The sequence below is a fragment of the Actinoplanes ianthinogenes genome, assembly GCF_018324205.1.
Taxonomy (GTDB): Bacteria; Actinomycetota; Actinomycetes; order Mycobacteriales; family Micromonosporaceae; genus Actinoplanes; species Actinoplanes ianthinogenes.
Window position 1 is genome coordinate 2,372,639 of record NZ_AP023356.1, and the last position, 21,696, is coordinate 2,394,334.

The 21,696-nt window shown below is 73.0% G+C and carries 17 protein-coding genes; 10 read left to right on the forward strand and 7 right to left on the reverse strand.

The window, feature by feature from the left end; genetic code table 11:
• Positions 1-6: 6 nt before the first annotated feature.
• The 9 genes from Aiant_RS46465 (at position 7) to Aiant_RS10935 (ending at position 10,468) form a co-directional block, all read left to right on the forward strand.
• Positions 7-1,929, forward strand: coding sequence for a serine/threonine-protein kinase (locus Aiant_RS46465; RefSeq protein WP_268248822.1), 1,923 nt, complete (start codon positions 7-9; stop codon positions 1,927-1,929).
• A gap of 316 nt (positions 1,930-2,245) precedes the next feature.
• Positions 2,246-4,288: an acyltransferase family protein gene (locus Aiant_RS10900; RefSeq protein ID WP_189333323.1), complete on the forward strand. Its 2,043-nt coding sequence runs from the start codon at positions 2,246-2,248 to the stop codon at positions 4,286-4,288.
• 17 nt (positions 4,289-4,305) lie between these two features.
• Positions 4,306-5,589 (forward strand): serine/threonine-protein kinase, encoded by a 1,284-nt coding sequence (locus tag Aiant_RS10905; protein WP_189333322.1) that lies wholly within the window; start codon positions 4,306-4,308, stop codon positions 5,587-5,589.
• A 296-nt stretch (positions 5,590-5,885) separates the two neighbouring features.
• Entirely contained in the window at positions 5,886-6,188 is a 303-nt protein-coding gene (locus Aiant_RS10910) for an urease subunit gamma (protein WP_189333321.1), read from the forward strand.
• On the forward strand, positions 6,185-6,592 hold the full coding sequence (locus Aiant_RS10915) for an urease subunit beta (protein WP_189333320.1): 408 nt from the start codon (positions 6,185-6,187) through the stop codon (positions 6,590-6,592). The genes Aiant_RS10910 and Aiant_RS10915 overlap by 4 nt, the downstream gene beginning before the upstream one ends.
• 55 nt (positions 6,593-6,647) lie before the next feature.
• On the forward strand, positions 6,648-8,366 hold the full coding sequence (locus tag Aiant_RS10920) for an urease subunit alpha (protein WP_189333319.1): 1,719 nt from the start codon (positions 6,648-6,650) through the stop codon (positions 8,364-8,366).
• Entirely contained in the window at positions 8,366-9,010 is a 645-nt protein-coding gene (locus Aiant_RS10925) for an urease accessory protein UreF (protein ID WP_189333318.1), read from the forward strand. The genes Aiant_RS10920 and Aiant_RS10925 overlap by 1 nt, the downstream gene beginning before the upstream one ends.
• A complete protein-coding gene (ureG, locus tag Aiant_RS10930) occupies positions 9,000-9,704 on the forward strand; it encodes an urease accessory protein UreG (RefSeq protein WP_189333317.1) in 705 nt (234 codons plus the stop codon). The genes Aiant_RS10925 and ureG overlap by 11 nt, the downstream gene beginning before the upstream one ends.
• On the forward strand, positions 9,701-10,468 hold the full coding sequence (locus tag Aiant_RS10935; RefSeq protein ID WP_189333316.1) for an urease accessory protein UreD: 768 nt from the start codon (positions 9,701-9,703) through the stop codon (positions 10,466-10,468). Before ureG ends, Aiant_RS10935 begins: the two co-directional genes overlap by 4 nt.
• A 986-nt stretch (positions 10,469-11,454) precedes the next feature.
• On the opposite strand, the gene Aiant_RS45585 is transcribed toward Aiant_RS10935, so the two are convergent.
• Both Aiant_RS45585 and Aiant_RS10950 read right to left on the reverse strand, forming a co-directional pair.
• A complete protein-coding gene (locus Aiant_RS45585) occupies positions 11,455-12,738 on the reverse strand; it encodes an alcohol dehydrogenase catalytic domain-containing protein (protein WP_229830707.1) in 1,284 nt (427 codons plus the stop codon).
• 17 nt (positions 12,739-12,755) lie between these two features.
• Positions 12,756-13,421, reverse strand: a complete 666-nt coding sequence (locus Aiant_RS10950) for a TetR/AcrR family transcriptional regulator (protein WP_189333315.1) — start codon at positions 13,419-13,421, stop codon at positions 12,756-12,758.
• A 107-nt stretch (positions 13,422-13,528) separates the two neighbouring features.
• Here Aiant_RS10950 and Aiant_RS10955 point away from each other — a divergent pair, with 107 nt between their 5' ends.
• Positions 13,529-14,218, forward strand: coding sequence for a DUF4386 domain-containing protein (locus Aiant_RS10955; RefSeq protein WP_229830705.1), 690 nt, complete (start codon positions 13,529-13,531; stop codon positions 14,216-14,218).
• Between the two features lie 54 nt (positions 14,219-14,272).
• On the opposite strand, the gene Aiant_RS10960 is transcribed toward Aiant_RS10955, so the two are convergent.
• The 5 genes from Aiant_RS10960 to Aiant_RS10980 all read right to left on the reverse strand — a co-directional run bounded on the left by Aiant_RS10960 (position 14,273) and on the right by Aiant_RS10980 (position 21,667).
• Positions 14,273-15,175, reverse strand: coding sequence for a sigma-70 family RNA polymerase sigma factor (locus tag Aiant_RS10960; protein ID WP_189333313.1), 903 nt, complete (start codon positions 15,173-15,175; stop codon positions 14,273-14,275).
• Positions 15,176-15,378: 203 nt separating this feature from the next.
• Complete coding sequence (locus Aiant_RS10965; RefSeq protein ID WP_189333312.1) at positions 15,379-15,630, reverse strand: hypothetical protein; 252 nt, start codon at positions 15,628-15,630, stop codon at positions 15,379-15,381.
• Positions 15,631-15,910: 280 nt separating this feature from the next.
• Positions 15,911-17,824, reverse strand: a complete 1,914-nt coding sequence (locus Aiant_RS10970) for a serine/threonine-protein kinase (protein ID WP_229830702.1) — start codon at positions 17,822-17,824, stop codon at positions 15,911-15,913.
• Positions 17,825-18,186: 362 nt separating this feature from the next.
• Positions 18,187-20,889 carry a cyanophycin synthetase gene (gene cphA, locus Aiant_RS10975; protein ID WP_189333310.1) on the reverse strand — a complete coding sequence of 901 codons (2,703 nt, stop codon included), beginning with the start codon at positions 20,887-20,889 and terminating at the stop codon, positions 18,187-18,189.
• On the reverse strand, positions 20,780-21,667 hold the full coding sequence (locus Aiant_RS10980) for a cyanophycinase (RefSeq protein WP_189333309.1): 888 nt from the start codon (positions 21,665-21,667) through the stop codon (positions 20,780-20,782). Before Aiant_RS10980 ends, cphA begins: the two co-directional genes overlap by 110 nt.
• Positions 21,668-21,696 lie beyond the last annotated feature (29 nt).

A 21,696-nucleotide genomic window follows, 5' to 3' on the forward strand; every position in this document is an offset into this window, starting at 1 on the left:
AGACGCATGCCTAAACCCGGAGAGTTGCTCGGTGGACGGTACCGGCTCGACGAGCGGATCGCGGCTGGTGGCATGGGCGAGGTCTGGGCGGCCACGGACACTGTGCTGGGGCGGCCGGTCGCCGTGAAGACGCTGCTCGGGGGACGTGGGACTGATCCCGGGTTCCTGAGCCGGTTCCAGCACGAGGCGCGGACGATGGCCTCGTTGCGGCATCCGGGGGTGGTGCCGGTCTACGACTTCGGGGACACCGAGGACGGCGCCTTCCTGGTGATGGCGAGGGTGGCCGGCCAGCCGCTGAATCAGCTGCTCGCCGACCGTGGGCAACTCACCGTCACCGAGACGATGTCGGTGGTGGCGCAGGCTGGTCGGGCGCTTCAGGCGGCGCACGAGGCCGGGATCGTGCACCGGGACGTCAAGCCGGGCAACCTGATCATCGAGCCGGACGGGACGGTGGTGCTGGTCGACTTCGGGGTGGCACGGTCGGCGAACTCGGTCACGTTGACCGGTGCGCGTGAGGTAGTCGGCACCGCCCTGTACATCGCGCCGGAGCAGGTGTCCAAGCGGGCCACCGGGCCGGCGGCGGACATCTACGCGCTCGGCGGGGTGGCCTATCACTGTTTGACCGGGCGGCCGCCGTTCCTCGGCGACAACCCGCTCGCGGTGGCGCTCCAGCACGTGACGGACGAGCCTCCGCCGCTGTCGCGGGACGTGCCCCGGCCGGTTCGTGACCTGATCGGTGTCGCCCTGGCCAAGGATCCGGCCGACCGCTTCCCCTCGGCGGCCGCCATGGCCGCGACGGCCGAGTCGCTGACAGCGACCGCCGACCGCGCGGCCCCGGGATCCACGACGAGCGCTGCCTCCGGATCCACTACGAGCGCTACCTCCGGATCCACTACAAGCGCCGTCTCCGGATCCACGACGAACGCCGGGGTGATGACGAACGGCGATGCGGTGACGGAGGCGGTGGCCGCCGGGGCCGCTTCGGGCTTCGCCGCGCGGGCCATGGTCGGCGGCCCGCCGTATGCCGGAACGCGCCTGGCCGGTTCCGCGCGTGACGGTCACACCATGGCCATCGCGACACCGGGATCGCCCACGATGCCGGACCATCCGGCGATCGGCGAGGAGCACACCTCGCCGGACAGCCCCAAGCCCGACGACGAAAACGGCGACCCGGCCGACGGAAACACCGGCAAGACAGGCGCGGCGGCCATCGGAACCATCGCGGGTAAGTCAGCCGCCGGGTACGCCGCGGCCAGGACAGGAGAATCGACCGCCGGGTACGCCGCGGGCAGGGCAGGCGCGGCGGCCACGGGCAGCCTCGCCGGCGACGCAGCTGGCGTGCGGGGCGGCGCCGGAGCCGGCGGGGCCGGAGCCGGCGGGGCCGGAACCCCCGGGGCCGGAGCCGCCGGGGCCGGAGCCGCCGGGGCCGGAGCCGCCGGGGCCGGAGCCGCCGGGGCCGGAGCGGCGACAGAGGGAAGGGAGCAGGGTGGGCGGAAGCGGGCGCTGATCCTCGCCGCGGCGCTGCTCGTTCTGATCGGAGCCGGCGCGGCACTGGCGCTGGCTGATCCGTTCGACTGGTTCGGTGGCGGCCCCGCCGGTGGCACGCCGCCCGGCGCGGGGCAGCCGTCGGTCGCGGTCACGCCCGGTGCCACCAAGAACGACACCCGTAAGGACGAACCCGCCGGAAAACCACACCGGCAGCCCACCGGAACCCCGAAGTCCACCGGGACCGCCGAACCCACCCGCAACGGCGCCCCCGCGACCGAACCGACCACCCCGGCCCAGCCCACCCAGACCGAGCCGGCCCCCACGAAGACCACCGAGCCCACCGAGGCCCCCACCACCGCGACCCCGGACGAAACCGGCACCGGCGGCGAGGAACAAGCCGAGGACAACGACAACAGCGGCCCGGGAAACAACAACGGCTGACACCGCGGCAACACGCCGGGTGATCGCCCGGTCACCCCTCGGTGAAAGGCCGACATCCGAGCACGGACCAGCGGAAACGTCATCCCCCACCCAGCCCGTGAATTGACCATGAACCTCCTGTGCCAGATCTGTGAATTGGTGGGTACCATCGCTCGACCCGTCCCCATCGGTCACCCACGACCCCGCTTCCCCCCACAGGCAGGCCATGTCGGTCACCTACGACCTCCATACCGAAGCTGACCGACCGGAGAACTCGGTTGGCAGAACGACCGCCACCGCACGGCCACACCTCAAGTTCCGGGCCGACATCGAGGGCATGCGTGCCATCGCGGTCACCCTGGTGGTGCTCTCGCACGCCGGGCTCTCCGGGCTGGCCGGCGGCTACGTCGGCGTCGACGTCTTCTTCGTGATCTCCGGGTTCCTGATCACCACGCTGCTGCTCGGCGAGCTCCAGCGCAGCGGCACGATCTCGCTGGCCAAGTTCTACGCGCGCCGGGCCACCCGGCTGCTGCCCGCCTCTACGCTGGTCCTGCTCGTCACCCTGGCCGGCGCCTGGCTGTGGCTGCCGGCCACCCGGTTCAAGTCGATCTCCCTCGACGCGCTGTACGCGACCTTCTACGGCATCAACTGGCGACTCGCCTCCGAGGGTGTCCAGTACCTGAACGCCGACGCCGCCCCGTCGCCGCTCCAGCACTTCTGGTCGCTCGCGGTCGAGGAGCAGTTCTACCTGGTCTGGCCCCTGCTCCTGCTGATCTTCGCGCTGACGTTCCGGAGCCGATACCGCAAGCCGGTCCTGATCGCCCTCGGCCTCGCCGTCCTGGCCAGCCTGTACGTCAGCGTCCAGGTGACCGAGTCCTCCGCCCCGTACGCCTACTTCGGCGCACACACCCGAGCCTGGGAACTGGGCATCGGCGCCCTCGTCGCGATCGGCACCACCCGCCTGGCCGGCCTCCCCCAGCCACTGGCCGCCGTCCTCACCTGGGCCGGCCTGGCCGCCGTCGTCACCAGCGCCCTGCTCTACGACGACGCCACCCCGTTCCCCGGCACCGCCGCCGCCCTGCCGGTCCTGGGCGCCGCCGCGATCATCGCCGGTGGCTGCGCCGCCCCGCGCGGCGGCGTCGCCGTGCTGCTGGGCCGCTGGCCGTTCCAGCAGATCGGCAAGTACTCCTACAGCTGGTACCTGTGGCACTGGCCGGTCCTGATGATCGTCCCGTTCGCCCTGGACACCGAGCCGACCGTGGGCCTGAACCTGTCGCTGGCCGCGATCGCCCTGCTCCTCGCGATCGGCTCGTACCACCTGGTGGAGAACCCGGGACGCAACCAGCCCTGGGTGAAGCGGTCCGCCGTACGCGGTATCGCCGTCGGCCTGGCCCTCTCCCTGGCCGTGGCCGTCGTCGCCCGGGTCGGCGGCAACCACCCGCCCCAGCTCGCGAAGGGCGCCCCGGCGGTGGTGACGGCGGAGGTCGTCGCCGCCGCGACCGACCCGGAGGCCGAGCTCCGGCGGATCATCGCGACCTCGGCCGGCCTGGGCGAACTGCCGTCGAACATCACGCCGCCGGTCGAGCGAGGCCACAAGGACCTGCCGGAGTACTACGGGACCGACTGCCACCTGGACTACACCGAGGTCGTCCCGCCGGGTCCGTGCGCCTTCGGCGACCCGGCCGGCGCGCAGACCGTCTATCTGCTCGGCGACTCGCACGCGGCGCACTGGTACCCGGCGATGCAGACGATCGCCGCGAAGCACGGCTGGAGGCTGGTGGTCCGCACCAAGAGTGCCTGCCAGGCCCCGACGGTCCGGACGTTCGCGAACACCCTCAAGCGCGCCTACACCGAGTGTGAGCAGTGGCGGGCCGCCATGCTGGCCGAGATCAAGCGGGCCAAGCCGACGATGGTGGTGGTCTCGTCGAACGGCAACAACAACGGCGGCCTGCTCAACGCGGCCGGCCAGTTCGCCGACCGGGGCCCGGAGGCGCAGCGGGACGGGCTCTGGGTGGCCGGCTGGAAGGCCACCTTCCGGGCGCTCACGGCCAAGGGCACCCGGCTGGTGCTGATCGAGGACACCCCATGGCCGGGCAAGGACACCCCCGAGTGCCTGGCCACGAACTCCCGGCACGCGTCCCGCTGCGCCCGGCCGGCCGAGGACGCGTTCGCCTTCCCGGCGCGGCAGGAACTGGTCTCGCGGACCGCCCGCGACCTGGGCGTCACGGTCATCCCGACCCGGCAGTGGTTCTGCGCCGACGTCTGCCCGCAGGTGGTCGGCAACATCATGGTGTGGCGGGACAACAGCCACATCACCACGAAGTACGCGCAGATGCTGGCCCCGCTGCTGGAGGCGAGGCTGCCGATCGGCGGTAACTGAGGCATAGGCTGTCACCTATGCCCGATGCCGGTGACGCGCTGAACGCGCGCTACCGGCTGGACGACCGGATCGCGGCGGGCGGCATGGGCGAGGTGTGGCGGGCGACCGACACCCTGCTCGGCCGCCCGGTCGCGGTCAAGATGCTGCTGGTCGAGCATGCCGCGGAGCCGACGTTCCAGCAGCGGTTCGAGCACGAGGCGCGGGCGATGGCCACGCTGCGGCACCCGGGGGTGGCCGCGGTCTACGACTACGGGACCACCGCCGGCGGCGCCTATCTGGTGCTGGCCCGGATCGACGGGCAGCCGCTGGAGCAGCGGATCGCCGAGCGCGGCCGGCTCTCCGCGAGCGAGACGATGGCCCTGGTCGCGCAGGTGGCCGGGGCCCTTCAGGCGGTGCATCGGGCCGGGATCGTGCACCGCGACGTCACCCCCGGCAACCTGATCATCGAGCCGGACGGCAACGTGGTCCTGGTCGACTTCGGGGTGGCCCGCTCGGCGCTGTCGGTCACGCTGACCGGGACCCGCAACGTGATCGGCACGGCCTGCTACATGGCGCCGGAGCAGGTGGCCAAGGCCACTGTCGGCCCGGCCGCCGATCTGTACGCGCTCGGCGCGGTCGCCTACCACTGCCTGGCCGGACATCCCCCGTTCGAGGGCGGCAGTCCCGTCTCGATCGCGCTCCGGCATGTCACCGAGACCCCGGAGCCGCTCCCGGCCGACCTGCCCGCCCCGGTCCGTGCCCTGGTCACCCGGGCGCTGGCCAAGGATCCGGCGGACCGGCACCCGTCCGCCGCCGCGCTGGCCACCGCCGCCCGATCCGCGCTCGGCGGCGACCCGGACGCGGCGAACCTGCTGGCGACCGAGAACGCCACCGTCGCCCTCCAGGCCGCGCCGTCCCCGGTGATCCCGGACCGGCCGCCCCGGACCCGATTCCTCCTGCCGATCCTCGCGATCCTGCTGGCCGCGCTCTCCGGAGCCGGCGCCGTCGCCCTGGTCAGCGACCCGTTCGGCTGGTTCCCCACCCCGGCCACGACCCCGCCGGCCTCGCCCGCCCCGCCGAGCGGATCAGCGTTCCCGAGTCCGACCTCACCACCGTCAAGAACGATTTCCGGTACGCCCACAGCCGAGAACCCGCCGCCCGGGCGACCCCGGACCACCCGCCCGCGCACCGGTTCCCGCAGGCCGTCCCCGAGCCTCACGTCGTCACCGAGCGGCAGCCCGAGCACCACCGACGGCGGCACGACCAGCGAGGGCCCCGGCAACTCGGAGCCGGCCGGCGACGGCCCCTCCGCCGAATCCTGACGGAGGCGATTCCGACCAAAGGCGATTCCGACCAGAGGCGATACCCGACCACAGGCGATACCCGACCACTGGCGATTCCCGACGGAGGCGGCGCTCACCGCGTACCCCAATCGCCCGGACCTCGGCCGCAAGCGTGCCCGGCGCCGGGCCGACGACCCGGACCACAGCGCACCGAGGATCTGTCCACTCACGGCATTTCCACCCGGGTGACCAGCAAGGACATGTTTTGATCAACGAGGGTTACACGTCGGAAACTTCCAAATGCAAACATCTCGTGGCGCGATCAGGGAGGTGCTTTGTTCCTCAGTCAACATGAGCAGGAACGCCTGCTCATTCACGTGGCGGCCGATGTCGCCCAGAAGCGGCGCGAACGCGGACTGAAACTGAACCACCCGGAGGCGACCGCGATCATCACGGCGTTCCTGCTGGAGGGCGCCCGCGACGGTCTCAGCGTCGTCGAGCTGATGGACGCCGGGCGCCGGGTCCTGACCCGGGACGACGTGCTGCCCGGGGTGCCGGAGATGCTCCCCGAGGTGCAGGTGGAGGCGACGTTCCCGGACGGCACCAAGCTGGTCACCGTGCACGGGCCGATTTCATGATCCCCGGCGAGGTGCTCTTCGGGGACGGCGAGATCGTCATCAACCCCGGCCGGCCGGTCCTGGAGCTGACCGTCCGCAACACCGGTGACCGGCCGGTCCAGGTCGGCTCGCACTTCCACTTCGCCGAGTCGAACGCGGCCCTGGAATTCGACCGGGACACCGCGTGGGGCCACCGGCTCGCCATCCCGGCCGGCACCTCGGTCCGCTTCGAACCCGGCATGCCGCGCGACGTGGTCCTGGTCCCGCTGGCCGGCGACCGGATCGTGCCGGGCCTGCGCGGCCTGGCCGGCGGCCCGCTGGACGCGCTGCCGCCCGCGGCCGAGCCCGACCCGACCGACATCGAACCCGCCGGCTCCCTGGACGAGGACACCGGCGAGGCCCAGCCGAACGGGAGCCCACGGTGAGGCGCGAAGCGACCGTGCCGACCGGTTCGGAGCGAAAGCGAAGCGGAGAATCGGCATGACCTCCTTGGACCGCGGCCGCTACGCGGCGCTCTACGGGCCCACCGCCGGCGACCGGATCCGGCTCGCCGACACCAACCTGCTGATCGAGATCGAGGAGGACCGCAGCGCCGGCCCGCACCCGGGCGACGAGGTGGTCTTCGGCGGCGGCAAGGTGATCCGCGAGTCGATGGGCCAGTCCCGGGCCACCCGCGCCGACGGCGCCCCGGACACCGTGATCACCGGTGTGGTCGTGCTCGACCACTGGGGCATCGTCAAGGCCGACGTCGGCATCCGGGACGGCCGGATCGTCGCGATCGGCAAGGCCGGCAACCCGGACACCATGGACGGCGTGCACCCCGCCCTGGTGATCGGCGCCAGCACCGAGATCATCGCGGGCAACGGCAAGATCCTCACGGCCGGCGCGATCGACAGCCACGTGCACCTGATCAGCCCGACCATCCTGGACACCGCGCTCGCGGCCGGCATCACCACGATCATCGGCGGCGGCACCGGCCCGGCGGAGGGCACCAAGGCCACCACGGTCACCCCGAACGCCTGGCACCTGGCCCGGATGCTGGAGGCGATCGACACCTTCCCGATCAACGTGCTGCTGCTCGGCAAGGGCAACACGATGTCCGAGGAGTCGATGTGGGAGCAGCTGCGCGGCGGCGCCGGCGGCTTCAAGCTGCACGAGGACTGGGGCACCACGCCGGCCGCGATCGACGCCTGCCTCAAGGTGTGTGACGCGTCCGGGGTGCAGGCGGCGATCCACACCGACACGCTGAACGAGGCCGGGTTCGTCGAGGAGACGATCCGGGCGATCGGCGGGCGGTCGATCCACGCCTATCACACCGAGGGTGCCGGGGGCGGGCACGCGCCGGACATCATCACCGTGGCGTCGCACCCCAACGTGCTGCCGTCGTCGACGAACCCGACCCGGCCGTACACCCGGAACACCCTGGCCGAGCACCTCGACATGCTGATGGTCTGCCACCACCTGAACTCGGCGGTGCCGGAGGACCTGGCCTTCGCCGAGAGCCGGATCCGGCCGTCCACGATGGCCGCCGAGGACCTGCTGCACGACCTCGGGGCGATCTCGATGATCGGCTCGGACTCGCAGGCGATGGGCCGGGTCGGCGAGGTGATCCTGCGGACCTGGCAGACCGCGCACGTCATGAAGGCACGTCGCGGCGCGCTGCCCGGCGACGGGGCCGCCGACAACAATCGGGCCAAGAGGTACGTCGCCAAGTACACGATCTGCCCGGCCGTCGCGCACGGCATGGCGGGTCAGGTCGGTTCGGTCGAGACCGGCAAGCTCGCCGACCTGGTGCTCTGGGACCCGGCGTTCTTCGGGGTACGGCCGGCGCTGGTGCTCAAGGGCGGGATGATCGCGTACGCGCAGATGGGCGACGCGAACGCGTCGATCCCGACCCCGCAGCCGATGCTGCCGCGCCCGATGTTCGGCTCCTACGGCGTCGTCCCGGCGCAGACCTCGCTCGCGTTCGTCGCCCCGGCCGCCATCGACGCGCTGCTCGCCGACCGGATCGGGGTGAAGCGCGCGCTCGTCCCGGTCGGCGACACCCGCTCGGTCGGCAAGACGGACATGCCGCTGAACGACGCGATGCCCCGGATCGAGGTCAAGGCGGACACCTTCGAGGTACGCGTCGACGGCGAGATCGTGGAGCCGGACCCGGTCACCGAACTGCCGATGGCCCAGCGGTACTTCCTGTTCTGATGAGTCTCGCGACACTGCTCCTGCTCGCCGACGGCCGATTGCCGTCCGGCGGGCACGCACACTCGGCCGGCCTGGAGGCACAGGTCTCCGCCGGCCGGGTCCGCACCGTCGACGACCTGGCCGGGTTCCTCCGCGGCAAGCTCGCCACCAGCGGGCTCGTCGCGGCGGCGTTCACGGCCGCCGCGTGCGTCTCGCCCGCACGATTCGCGGAGCTGGACGCCGGGCTCGACGCGCGGACGCCGTCGCCGGCCCTGCGCAAGGCCTCGCGGGCGCAGGGGCGGGCGCTGCTGCGGGCCGGGCGGGCGATGTGGCCCGTCGCGGCCATCGGCCGAGAACCGCACCAGCCCGTCGCGCTGGGCGCGCTGGCCGCCGCGGCCGGGCTCACCGCCACCGAGGCGGCCGTCGCGGCGGCGCACGGCACGATCACCGGTCCGGCCAGCGCGGCCGTCCGGTTGCTGGGACTTGATCCATACGCGGTGCACGCGCTCCTGGCGCGGCTCGCACCTGACTGTGACCGGGTCGCGGCAGCCGCCGTGGCCCGATCCGGCGACCCGGTCGACGACTTGCCGGCCGCGGGCGCGCCCCTGCTCGACATCGGCGCCGAGCACCACGCCACCTGGGAGGTGCGTCTCTTTGCATCCTGAACTGCACGAACACGGCCCTGATGAGGTTCCCCACACCCACCCCGAGCCGGGGGTGGACCCGCATGCGCCCCTCCACCAAGGGTCACGCGCGCTGCGCATCGGCATCGGCGGTCCGGTCGGCTCCGGCAAGACCGCCCTGGTCGCGGCCCTGTGCCGGACCCTCGGCGAGGAGCTGCGGCTGGCCGTCGTCACCAACGACATCTACACCACCGAGGACGCCGACTTCCTGCTGCGCAACGGTGTGCTGCCGGCCGAGCGGATCCGCGCGGTGGAGACCGGCTGCTGCCCGCACACCGCGATCCGCGACGACATCTCGGCCAACCTCGACGCCGTCGAGGACCTGGAGTCGTCCCTCGGCCCGCTCGACCTGGTCCTGGTGGAGAGCGGCGGCGACAACCTGACCGCCACGTTCAGCAAGGGCCTGATCGACCAGCAGATCTTCGTGGTCGACGTGTCCGGCGGCGACAAGGTGCCGCGCAAGGGCGGCCCCGGCGTCACCACCGCCGACCTCCTGGTGATCAACAAGACCGACCTGGCGCCGCTGGTCGGCGCGGACCTGTCGGTGATGGACCGCGACGCCAAGGCCCGCCGCCACGAGCTGCCGACGGTCTTCCTGTCGCTGGCCGAGGACAAGGCCGCGACCCCGGTCGCCGAGTGGATCCGCGGGCTGGCCGCGGCCCGCACCGCGGCGTGAAGGCCGAAGCCCGGGTCGTCGCCGTGGCCGACGGCCACGGCGGCACCCGGCTCGCCGTGCTGCGCAGCCAGTCCCCGCTGCTGCTGCGCCGGACCGGGCCACGCCAGGACGGCGGGGTGACGGTCCACCTGGTCGGCGGGGCGGCCGGTCCGCTGCGCGGCGACGACCTGCGACTGGACATCGAGGTCGGCCCGGGCGCCTGGCTGGAGCTGCTCAGCGTGGCGGCACAGCTGGCGCTGCCGGGCCGCCCGGCGCCCGCGTCCCGGCTGACGATCACCGCGACGGTCGCGGCGGGCGGCACGTTACGGTGGATCCCGGAGCCGCTGATCGCGGCCGCCGGCTGCGACCACGTCGCGATCACCCGGGTCGCGGTGGAGGCCGGTGGGTCCCTGTTGTGGCGCGACGACCTGGTCTGCGGCCGGCACGGAGAAGATTCCGGCGACTTCGTCGCTGACACAGGCTTTTCGTACGCCGAGAGCACCCTGTACCGCCACGAACTGTCCGTCGGCCCGCACGCCCCGGGCTGGTCCGGCGCCGCGGTACTCGGTGGCGGCCGAGCGGTCGGCACCGTCGTCACCGCCGGCCCGGACACGGTCACCCCGCCGTCCGTAGGCCCGCACAGCGCGATCATGCCGCTGGCCGGCCCCGGCATGCTGGCCACCGCCGTCGGCGCCGACATCCGCGCCGTCCGCGCCGCCCTCGACCCGTTCTGCGTCAGCCACCCCACGGCCAGGCGCCCGGAGCGAATCCCCCTCCCCCACTGACCGCCCCGATCCACCCCAACTCGCCAGACCCCGCCCACCCTGGGGGCCTGCCCGGAAGTCAGTGTGACGGAAAAGGCTCGCTGATCTTTGGCGGCCTGTGGACGGCCGGACAGTGTGGAAAACTGCGCTTCCTTCCGAGGGAGATCGCTCTACCCTCCGGCAACCTCCGACCCGTTCCCAAATGTCCCCTTGCCGGCTGCCCGACCATGACCCGGCTCTCCGGTACGCCCCGCCGCCCCGACCTCGGGTCACACCGCCCCAGCTGGTCCTGGTGGCCCCATCCCGGCCGGCGATAGGACCATGAGCACCAGCCCGACACCTCCAGCTGGCCCTCATGGCCCCATCCCAGCCCGCAATAGGACCATGAGCACCAGCCCGACACCCCCAGCTGGCCCTGACGGCCCCATCCCAGCCCGCGACAGGGCCATGAGCACCAGCCCGACACCTCCAGCTGGCCCTGATCGCCCCATCCCAGCCCGCGATAGGACCATGAGCACCAGCCCGACACCTCCAGCTGGCCCTGATCGCCCCATCCCAGCCCGCGACAGGGCCATGAGCACCAGCCCGACACCACCAGCTGGCCCTGACGGCCCCATCCCGACCCGGCATAGGGCCATGAGCACCAGCCCGAGTCCGGGACCTGCGGTAGCGAACCCCTAACCGGACCGGATGACGGCCCCCACCGCAAGCCACGACCACCGGTTCGCGCTCAGAGCCCGAAAGCAGCAGCCGGCGGATAACGGCCCTCTCAGCGCAAGCCGAAACTCGGGCTGGCGCTCAGGGCCCTATCCCGTGTCTTGATAGGGCCACCAGGACCAGCCGGAGACTGCCTGGCTGGGCCTGAGCGCCCTATTCCGTGGCTGGATAGGGCGCTCAGGACCAGCCGGAGACCGCAACCAGCCGTGGGACGACGGCGCGACGGTTACCTACGACAGCCTCGTGGATCGCTGCACCCTTCCGGAAACCGTTTGGTGCCATGGGAGTTGTCAGCGGGACGGGTCGATCATGGTCATCCCCGCCGGGGTGGCCTGGTCGAAGCCGGGCAGCAGCCGCGCCCCCTCGGCGAGCCCGACCGTGCGTTCGATCAGCCGCTGCGGCTGCAACCGGCCCTGCTCGATGAGCGCCAGCATGCCCGGGTAGTCGACCGCCGCCATCCCATGGCTGCCCAGCACGTCCAGCTCCCAGCCGATCACCCGGGACAACGGCGCCCGGGGGTGCCCGTCGAGCGACGGCAACAGCCCGATCTGCACGTGCCGCCCCCGGCGGCGCAGGCTCAGAATCGCGTCGGCGCAGGTCTGCTCACTGCCGACCGCGTCGACCGAGACATGGCTGCCCCCGCCGGTCAGCTCCGCGACCAAGGCCGGAATGTCGGCACCGCCGGAGCTGTCAGCGCCACGAGAGCCACGGGCACCAGCCGGTCCGCGGGCATCAACCGGTCCGCGGGCAGCGTCAGGGCCACGGGCAGCGTCAGGGCCGTCGGCGCGGCCGGCGCGATCAGCACGGTCGGCGCGATCAGCATGGTCGGCACGGTCGGCGCGATCAGCACGGTCGGCACGGTCGGCGCGATCAGCACGGTCGGCGGGGTCGGCGCGGTCGGCACGGTCGGCGGGGTCGGCGGGGTCGGCGAGCAAGGTGTGCTCGGCCCCGACCGCGGCGGCCACCGCGAGAGCCTCCGGATTGCGGTCGACCGCGATCACCCGCGCCCCCATCGCCCGCGCGATCATCACCGCGCTGAGACCCACCCCACCGGCCCCGACCACGGTCACCCACTCCCCCGCGGCGACCCGCGCCCGCCCGGCCAGCCCCCGATACGCCGTGGCGAACCGGCACCCGAGGCTCGCCGCCGCCGCGAAGTCCACCGAAGCGGGGATCGCCACCAGGTTGGTGTCCGCGGCATGAAGCACCACCAGCTCGGCGAACGAGCCCCAGTGCGTGAACCCGGGCTGCTGCTGGTCGGGGCAGACCTGAGCGTCCCCGGCCCGGCACCACTCGCACCGGCCGCACCCGCAGACGAACGGAACGGTCACCCGGTCACCGACCGCCCAGCGTTCCACTCCCGGCCCCACCGAGGCCACCACCCCGGCCAGCTCGTGCCCGGGCACGTGCGGGAACACGATGTCGTCGTCGTGCCCGGCCCAGCCGTGCCAGTCGCTGCGGCACAGCCCGGTGGCCAGCACCCGGACCACCACCCCGCCGGGCGGGGCCACCGGCTCGGGAACCTCACGGACCTCGGGACGGCCTCGGACCACGTCGACAACCACGGCACGCATCACGTCATCCTCCCCCGTCAGGCGGTGAGCCCGGCGAGCACCCGGCGCAGCCCCCACAGGTACTGATCGGTGCCGATCCAGCCGGCCATCACGTCGGTGGCGGCGGCGGTGCGCGGGAACGTCCCGGCCGGGACCAGGCTCCAGGCCGCCCGGCGGGCCTCGATCCGGTCGGCCTCCGGCGGGAGCGCGCCGGCGTGCGGCTGGTCGGCGACTTCGAGAGCGATCGCGCCCAGCACGTAGACCATGATCAGGTAGGACGCGCGGGCCGCGGGTTCACGGTCGAGGCCGGCCGCGGCGAGCAGGGTCAGCAGGCGTTCGCCCAGCAGCAGGGCCTGCGGGCCGTTCATCGCGCCGCCCAGGAAGAGCGGGACGGCGCCCGGGTGGGCGACCAGGCGGGCGCGGATGCCGACGGCCAGCTGCTCCAGGTCGTCGCGCCAGTCGCCGGTGGCCGGGGCGGCCGCGTTGACCTCGCCGAGCAGGCGCTCGACCAGGGCCTGCTCGATGGCCGCCTTGTCGGCGAAGTACGTGTAGACCGCGTTCGGCGTGACGCCCAGCTCGGCGGCGATCTTGCGGATCGAGGCGGCGACCGGGCCGTCCTCGTCCATCAGCCGCAGGGCCGCGTCGAGCACGTCGTCCTCGCTCAGTGCCCGCTTCGGGCCGGGCCGCCGTCGCGCCTCAGTCATGACCATCCCCGATCCCCGCTTGACAGATCTCTGCACACCGTACAGCATTGCCTGCGTCAGCAACTCTGCACGGCGTACAGAAATAGGTTGAAATGAATCTTCAACGAGTGACCGGGTGGACTTTCGTCGCGGCGGCGATCGGGTTCGGGGTGGCGTCGAGCGTGCTGTCGGCGACCTTCGACTGGCCGGACATCCTGCGCGAGCCGGCGCCGGTGGTGCTGGCCGCGTTCCACGACGGCGGGACGTCGCTGATCGGGACCTGGTTCGCGGTGGCCTGGACCTACGGCCTGCTCGGCGTGCCGGTGCTGCTGCTGGCGGCGGCCCTGGGACGCCCCGGGGACCCGGCGTTGCGGGCGGCCGGCACGATCGGCGCCGCCTCGGTGCTGCTGTCCCTGATCGGGTTCCTGCGCTGGGTGTTCGTGGTGCCGGCGCTGGCCGACCGGTGGGCCGGGGGCGACGCGGTCACCCGGGTCGCGGTCGAGGCGGCGTGGACGGCGCAGCACCAGTTCGGCGGGGCGCTGCTCGGCGAGCACCTCGGGCAGGTGCTCGCGGTGGCCTGGTCGGCGACGGTCAGTGTGGTGGCGCTGCGGTCCGGCGCGCTGCCCCGGTGGATCGGCTGGAGCGGACTGGCGGTGTCGGCGCTGTACCTGCTCAACCAGGGCGACGTGCTCGCCACGGCGGTGCCGGGCTTCCCGGTCTGGGACCTGGCCGGGCCGCTGGGGAGCACGTGCTGGGGCCTGTGGGTGGGCGCCGTCGGCGTCGTGCTCGGGCTGCGTGGCGTACGGAAATCGGCGTGAGACAGGGCGGAGAGCGGACCGCAAGCGATCCGCCCTCCGCCGGGTTCTGCGGTGCTACGCCGCGACCGCTATCGGTACGCCGTGACTGTCGGTCAACGCGAGGCGGGTGTGCAGGTTGCCCTGCTGTTGCACCTTCGCGAAGTACTCGGTGCGCCGCCGTTGCAGGCAGCCCTTCCGGGTGCGGGGGCCGCCCGCCGCGACGGTCAGCAGTTCCGGCGCGAGCGAGCTGTTCAGGCCCTCCCGGAGCAGGCGCAGCGCCTCGGTGCGCAACTGGGAGATCCGGGACTCGGTGACCCCGAGCCGGGCCGCCACCTCGCTGAGCGGTTGCTCTTGCAGGAACGACTCCTCCACGACCTGACGCAGCCGCTCGGGCAGCGCCTGGATGGCCTGATGCAGGTAACCCAGCCGCTCACGCTTGAGCAGCAGATCCTCGGGTCCCTCGGACAGCTCCGGCACCATCTCCTCGGCCGCCCCGGTGGGGAAGCCCTGCAGACTCAGCAGCGACGCCTTCTGCACGTCGTCCTCGACGCTGGCCAGCTCGGAGACCCCGATGCCGAGCATCTCGGCGACCTCGGCGTCACTGGGTGTGCGCCCGAGGGCCGCGGTGAGCTCCTGGCGAGCGGTCGCCGCGCGCCGGGCCCGGGCCCGCACCGATCGGCTGGCCCAGTCCTGTCCACGGAGCTCGTCCAGCAGCGCACCGCGGATCCGGACGGCGGCGAAGCGGTGGAAGGGAATCCCGCGGGTCACGTCGAAGGAGCGAGCCGCTCCGAGCAACGCCGCGAAACCGGCTGATGAGAGGTCATCTGCGTGGACGTGGCCGGGCACCCGGTTGAGCAATTCCCGGACCAGATGGCCAACCATCGGCATGTGTTCGCGGATCAGGTCCTCGATGTCGCGCGCGGAGGGCGCGTCGTGGATGACGCCGATGGTGGCGGGGAGTTCGGTCGTGGCGGTCACGTAGTCCTCCTCGCTCGTACGAACCGGCTGGTGAAGCCGGCTGACGAGAAGAACAGTGGTCGCCGTTGGGTGCAGCCGGGCCGGAACTCGGTTGCTTTTGTGGAGTTTTTTCACATAAAGCCTCAGGTCGGCCGGCGCTGAGGCCTGAAACACGACGATCCGCCTGGCCAGGGGCCATGCGGATCGCCTTCAGGAGGGAAATGTCAGTGGAACACCGGTGCGCGCCACGCCACCACCCCGGCAAGCTCATCCTGCACCCAGCGCATCCGGCGGACCGCCACGTCGGGGTGATCCCCGAACTCGGTGGCCACGCCGGCGGCGCATCCGTCACTGCCGTACAGGAGGATCATGCTGGTGATCGCCTCCTCCAGGGCAGCGCGGTTCGGATACTCGGATGGCTGCAGGTGTGAGACGAACAGCGCCTCGGCGGCCAGATCCTTCACAGTGCTGAGCATTGTCGAACTCCCCGTTGCGACGACCTGCTAGTCAGTCCGGCGGACAACCCTCGCCCATCATCTCCGCGAGAGTCGAGCCGGTCGGCAGCCACGCCGTGCGAAGCACCCGCAATCGGGACATCCAGCCCGGGCGGGTCGAAGCAGAGCGCCTGTCGTTCTCGTTTTCACCGTAACGCGGTGGTCGCCGGTTCGACTTCTGGTTTTTCGCCCCGGTGCCGCCGCGGCCGATCTGATCAACTGACCGGCCGCAAGCCCTTGTACCCAGCACCGGGCCGGGCAATCACGTCGTGGTGTCGCCGTCCAACTCGTCGTCCGGCGGCAGGTCCGGCGTCGCCGGCGTGGTGACCGGGTCAGGCGGGGCAGCCGTCGTGGTGGCCGGCGTCGACGGGCCCTGCGACGCGTTCGGCTCCGGCGCGACGGTGGTGGTCGGGCCGGAGGTCGGTCCGGCATTGCCGCCGGTCGCCGGCGACGAGCTGCTCGCCCCGGGGGCCGGGGTGGTCGTCGCGGACCCGGGCTTGCTCGGCGCGGCGCTCGTGGTGGTCGGCGTGATGTGCACGATGCCGCCCTGGTCGATCGAGATCCCCGGCTCCGGGGTGCTCTCGGTGGCCGGCGCGCCGAACCGGATGGTGCCGTCCGAGAGGTGCTCCACCGGCCGGGACGGGGCGCCCGGCTCGCTGGACACGAACGCCTCGCAGTTCTTGCCGTTGAGCTGGAAGACCATCGGGGCGGCGTTGCTCTGCCGGTACTTCCCGGTGATCTCCATGGTGGTGCTCTCCTGCGGCTGGAGCGGGCCGGCCGAGTTGACGGTGACCGCGCGCAGGTTCTGTTTCAGGTCGACGGTGCCCCGGCCCTTGACCACCTGGTCGCCGTTCATCAGGAACCAGAGCTTCCAGTCCTCGACCGGCGTCTCACCCCGGTTGGCGACCGTGACCTGCGCCTTGAAGCGGTTGTTCGCCTGCGACCAGACCGCGTAGCTGACGATGCAGCCACCGGATGCGGCGACCACGCTGGGACCGGCCGCGACCGCGTTGGCGCGGTCGTCCGGCTCGCCCGGGGCGGCCAGGCTCCACCCGTACGTCAGGGCGGTGAGAACGGCGATGGTGCCGGCCACCACCAGGGCCCGGCGGGTGCGGACCTGTTTCGGGCTGCGGCCCGGTGGTCGGTTGTCCGGTGGCGCGGCCGACGACGGCCCGTCGGCGCTGCCGGGGCGCAGCGGTGGGGCCTTCGGCGCCGGGTCGGCGGCGGCCGCGGCCGGGCCCATGCCGGCGTACGGGTAGCCGGACGGGAGGATCGTGGTGTTCTCCCCGCTGTCCGCCCAGTCCGCCTCGAAACCGCTGACCTGGGCCGGCGGGGCGCCCGCCGCGATGCCGGCGAGCAGGTGCGCCACCTCGGCGGTGGGCGGCCGGTCGGCCGGGCGTTTCTCCAGGCAGCGGCCGATCAGCGCGTCCACCTCGGCGGGCAGGCCGTCGACCGGGGGCAGCGGCTCGGGCTCGGTGTACTGGTGCGCGCGCAGCAGGGCGGTGGTGGTGCCGACGTCCCACGGGAGCTGGCCGATCAGCATCCGGTAGATCAGCAGGCCGACCGCGTAGACGTCGGTGGCCGGGCTGACCTGGCCGCCCTCCAGCCGCTCGGGCGCGAGGTAGGCCGGGGTGCCGAGCAGGCTGCCGTCCGGGTCGGTGTCGTTCTCCCCGATCAGGGCGGAGATGCCGAAGTCGACCACCTTGGCGCCGGACGAGGTGAGCATGACGTTGGCCGGGGTGACGTCGCGGTGCACGATGCCGCGGGCGTGCGCGGCGGCCAGCGCGGCCGCCACGTCGGCGCTGATCCGCACGGCGGTGTTCCACGGCAGGGTGCGGACCCGGGTCAGCACGGCGGCCAGCGACTCGCCGTCGACCAGCTCCATCACCACGTACGGCACCGGCTCACCGTCGACCGTGGTCGCCTCGCCGTAGTCGTACACATTGGTGATGTGCGGATGGCTGAGCCGGGCCGCGGCCTGGGCCTCGGCGCGCAGGCGTCGCCGGAAGGAAGGGTCGGCGCTGGTGGACGGCGGCAGGACCTTGACCGCGACCTGTCGCCCGAGCACCTCGTCGAAGCCTCGCCACACCACTGACATCCCGCCGGCGCCGAGCCGCTCGACCAGCCGATAACGGCCGGCGAGCAACCCCGAACCGGGCAGGTCCGCCGTGCTCATGTGCCCCCACATGCGCGCTTCGAGGAAACGTCGGACCGCACCGCCATGCCGACCGACGCTGGGCGAGCCCGGGGCCCGCCATCGGACCCTGAGCATCCCCCATCGACGGCGAGGATGTTAGTACCTATCGGCTTACAGATCGAGCCGCGCATCACGCGATCTACCAGGCAATCATCACCGTCCGTGTGACCTGGTGCACGCCTGGGAAAGGGGCGGAAAGCGCTTTCCGTCGTGCTTCCGCCACGGAGCGCCACGAGATCAGTCGAAGATTGCCCGCTTCGTCGGAACTTGCGGTTTCAACTTTAAGGATCACTCCACGTAGGAGGTTTCACGATCAGTCAGCGAGCCGACACCGAAAGCGATCATGGATGTCCATGATCTGTCACACTGCTGGACACCAGTTGCGGCGCCGCCCATCCGGCCGAGGGCATCGGCGCCACCGGACGGCTCGCGGCCGGCACGGCGCCCAGCTCGGTCAGGAAGGCCCGCATCGGCGCCCACTTCTCGTAGATCACCAGGACCACCTCACCCGGCGCGGCCAGCCCCAGAGCGGCGATCACCGCCTCCCGGCTGCTGTCCGTGCGGACCGTCCGGATCTGCGGCCGGCGGGCCCGCATCTCCCGCTCGACCAGCTGGGACACCTCGCCCGGAGCGCGCCCGCGCCGGTCCCGGTCGTCGTAGAGCACGGCCCGGGTCAGCCCGTCGGCAAGGATCTGCGCGGACGCGGCCAGCAGGTCGTCGCGGCGGTCCCCGGGCAGGGTCACCGCGGCCACGCACCGGTCGGCGCCCCAGAGCCGGTGCAGCGTGCGCAGCGTGGTGGCCAGCGCGGCCGGGTTGTGCGCGTAGTCCAGGAAGATCGAGATCTCGCCGAGTTTGAACAGGGTGCCGCGGCCCGGGTTGTCCACGCTCGGGTCGAACTCGGTGAGGCGGGCCGCCACCGACTCCGGGCGGGCGCCCAGGGCCCGGGCCGCGGCGATCGCGGCGAGCGCGTTGGCGGCGGCGTGCGGGGCGGCGCCGCCGTACGCCCCGGGCACCTCGGCCACCCGCAGCAGCGGAGTCCGCCGGGCGCCGGTGGCCTGCACCAGCCAGCCGTCGTCCAGGACGTACGCCGTGCCACCCCGCCCCAGGTGCTCGGTCAGCACCGGGTTGGCCGGGTCCAGCCCGAACCAGACCAGGCGTTTGCGGTCGGCGCGTACCCGGGGCCGCCCGGCGAGGCTGCGCACCCACGGGTCGTCCACGTTCAGCACCAGCGTGCCGCCGTCCCGGACCCGTTCCGCCACCACCGCCTTGACGTGCGCCAGGTCCTCGATCGAGCCGAGCCCGTCCTGCCCAAGGTGATCGGCGGTGATGTTGGTGACCACCCCGACGTCCGTCCAGTCGTAGCCGAGCCCGCGCCGCAGCAGGCCGCCCCGCGCCGTCTCCAGCACCGCCACCTCGACCTGCGGATCGCCGAGCACCTGCTGCGCCGACCGGGGGCCGGTGGCGTCGGCCAGGTGCACCGCGCGGCCGTCGATGTACACCCCGTCGGTGGTGGCCATCCCGACCCGCCGGCCCACGCCGAGCAGGTGCGCGGTCAGCCGGGTCACCGTGGTCTTGCCGTTCGTGCCGGTCACCGCGACGGCCGGGATCCGCCCGTCGGAGCCGCCCGGGAACATCGCCCGGACGATCGCGTCGCCCACGTCCCGGGACCGGCCGCGCACCGGGGCCAGGTGCATCCGCAGCCCGGGCACCGCGTTCACCTCGATCACCCCGGCGGCCGGCTCGTCCTCGCCGGTCGGCGGCAGCGGCGCGGCGATGTCCGGCAGCCGCAGGTCGATCCCGGCCACGTCCAGGCCGACCAGCGCGGCCACCCGCTGGCAGAGCCGGGTCACGTCGGGGTGCACCTGGTCGGTGACGTCCCGGCTGGTCCCGCCGGTGGAGAGGTTGGCGCAGTCGTGCAGCCAGACCGTCTCGCCCTCGGGCGGAACCTCGGTTCTGTCGAACCGCGACTCGTCCAGCGTGATCCGGGTCAGCACCCGCGAATGCCCGATGCCGCGCCGCGGATCCGCGTTGACCTGGTCGACCAGCTCCCGCAGCGTGGACCTCCCGTCGCCGACCACGTGCGCGGCGATCCGCTCGGCGGCGGCCACCACCTCGCCGGCCACCACCAGTACCCGGTAGTCCCGGCCGGCCAGCTGCCGCTCGATCACCACGTCCGGGCCCGCCTCGGCGAACGCCCGCTCGACCGCCTCCGGCGTGCGCAACCCGAGCGCCACGTGCCGTCCCTGCCGCCCGTGCCGCGGCTTCACCACGACCGGCGCGCCCAGCTCGGCCAGCAACCGGACCGCCTCCTGGGCGGTGGTCGCCGCGCCGCCGGCCGCGACCGGGATGCCGGCCTCGCCGAGCAGCCGCCGGGTGACGTGCTTGTCGCCGGCGATGTCGATGCCCACCCCGCTGGTCCGGTCGGTCATCGCGGCCCAGGCCATCCGCCGCCGGGTGCCCCAGCCGAGCCGGACCAGGCTGAGGTCGTCGAACCGCTCGACCGGGATGCCGCGGCGGCGGGCGGCCTCGATGATCGCCCGGGTGCTCGGGCCGGTCGCCTCCCGTTCGGCGAAGGCGGCCAGGCCGGCGAGCCGCTCGGCGTACGCCCCACCGGCCTGCCCGGCGTGCACGGCCAGGACCAGCTCGACCGCGGCCTCCAGCAGCTCGCCCGGCACGCGGGACTCCGGCGACTCGTCGACCGGGCACTCCAGGATCACGTCGTACAGGCCGTTCTCGCCGGCCGAGACGGTCCGGCCGAAGCTCACGTCCCGGCCGATCAGCTGGGACAGCTCCAGGCAGACGTGCTCGGTGACGTGCCCGAAGTAGGTGCCGCCGCGCAGCCGGCTGACGAACCCGCCCGGCGCGCCCGCCGCGCAGTGGTGCTCGGCCAGCCCCGGCAGTGCCCGCAGCAGCCGCTCGGTGAACCCGGGTACGTCACACGTCTCCCGGCCGGTCAGCTCCTCCAGCCGGAGCCGGGCCACCACCGCCGGCCGGGACAGATACACGTTGGGGCCGCGCAGGCGGCGCAGGCTCTCGATCTTCATGGGAGTGCTCCCCGCTCCCCGGCCGCCGGCCGGTCAGATGAAAGGTGTGTCCGGCCGGCAGCACATGGACCAGCGCCCCGGCCAGCGCGATCGGCCCGTCCGGCGGCACCCGGATGTCGGTGGCCGCGCCGGCGTCGACCACCGTGACCGCGCCGCTGCCGAGCACCTCGAACCGGTCGCCGTCGGTCAGGATCGCGGTGTCCTCGTCGATGCCCAGGCCGAGCTCGTGCGGATACCGGGCGACCGCGCTGAGCAGCCGGTTCAGCCGCCCGCGCTGCGCGAAGTGCTGATCGATCAGCACACCCGGGAGGAACTCCAGGCCGGGGCCGGTCCGGACGCTGGCCGCGGTCACCCCGGGCCGGTCGCCGCCGACGATCATGGTGGCCGACATCATCGCCGCGCCCGCGCTCGTCCCGCCGAGCACCACCGCGCCGGTGCCGACCAGCTCCTGCAGCAGCGAGTCGATGACCGTGCCACCCAGCACGCTGGTGATCCGTTCCTGGTCGCCACCGGTGAAGAACACCCCGGTGGCCTCGCGCAGCAGGGTGGCGGCACCCGGCGCGTTCGCGTCGGCCCGGGTGGCCAGCCGCAGCGCGCGGGCCGAACCGGCGCCCAGTGCGGTGAACGCGCCGACGTGGAACGCCTCGGCGCTGTCCGGCTCCTCGCTGGCGGTGGCGATCACCACGATCCGGGCCGACGCCGCCCCGGCCAGCTCCACGAACCGGGCGAGCAGGGCCGGTCCGGCGGCGCCTCCCATGATCAGTAGCCGGGCGTCCACCGTGCCTCCTCAGGGCCCTACCGGGCCAC

Coding starts and splice junctions, on each gene's coding strand:
- Aiant_RS46465 (WP_268248822.1), top strand. CDS start 7: ATGCCTAAACCCGGAGAGTTGCTCGGTGGACGGTACCGGCTCGACGAG.
- Aiant_RS45585 (WP_229830707.1), bottom strand. CDS start 12,738: ATGCGTGCCGTGGTTGTCGACGTGGTCCGAGGCCGTCCCGAGGTCCGT.
- Aiant_RS10950 (WP_189333315.1), bottom strand. CDS start 13,421: ATGACTGAGGCGCGACGGCGGCCCGGCCCGAAGCGGGCACTGAGCGAG.
- Aiant_RS10925 (WP_189333318.1), top strand. CDS start 8,366: ATGAGTCTCGCGACACTGCTCCTGCTCGCCGACGGCCGATTGCCGTCC.
- Aiant_RS10905 (WP_189333322.1), top strand. CDS start 4,306: ATGCCCGATGCCGGTGACGCGCTGAACGCGCGCTACCGGCTGGACGAC.
- cphA (WP_189333310.1), bottom strand. CDS start 20,889: ATGAAGATCGAGAGCCTGCGCCGCCTGCGCGGCCCCAACGTGTATCTG.
- Aiant_RS10900 (WP_189333323.1), top strand. CDS start 2,246: ATGCGTGCCATCGCGGTCACCCTGGTGGTGCTCTCGCACGCCGGGCTC.
- Aiant_RS10915 (WP_189333320.1), top strand. CDS start 6,185: ATGATCCCCGGCGAGGTGCTCTTCGGGGACGGCGAGATCGTCATCAAC.
- Aiant_RS10965 (WP_189333312.1), bottom strand. CDS start 15,630: ATGCTCAGCACTGTGAAGGATCTGGCCGCCGAGGCGCTGTTCGTCTCA.
- Aiant_RS10970 (WP_229830702.1), bottom strand. CDS start 17,824: ATGAGCACGGCGGACCTGCCCGGTTCGGGGTTGCTCGCCGGCCGTTAT.
- Aiant_RS10920 (WP_189333319.1), top strand. CDS start 6,648: ATGACCTCCTTGGACCGCGGCCGCTACGCGGCGCTCTACGGGCCCACC.